The 273-nt window shown below is 44.7% G+C and carries 1 protein-coding gene; it reads left to right on the top strand.

Annotation, left to right across the window (positions count from 1 at the left end):
- The coding region (locus tag E0702_RS17370) for a hypothetical protein (RefSeq protein ID WP_205742058.1) at positions 1–273 on the top strand (273 nt) is incomplete at both ends.

The following is a 273-nucleotide window of genomic DNA, read 5'->3' as shown; positions in this document are numbered from 1 at the left end:
GACTTAGTTTGTTTCCTACCGCGTTGGAATGAAAAACAAATCGGTCAATTACTTGATAGCCGCATCAACAAGCAATTAGAAAAGCCGCTCTCCTTTGAAGGATTGATCGTGCCTAAGCAGTGGGACCAAGATGAAATGAGTGAAGAAGATCGCGCGAAACAAGGCTTCTACCGTATCTTATGGCATTACTCCGATGGTAACCCAACCGTCGCTCTGCGTTTCTTCCGTCTTTCTATCAACCGTAATAAAGAGACTGAGCAAGCGGTTGTAAGA

Origin of the sequence: Halomonas marinisediminis (assembly GCF_004347715.1) — a bacterium.
Lineage (GTDB): Bacteria > Pseudomonadota > Gammaproteobacteria > Pseudomonadales > Halomonadaceae > Halomonas > Halomonas icarae.
This window is presented reverse-complemented; position numbering and strand designations above follow the sequence as displayed.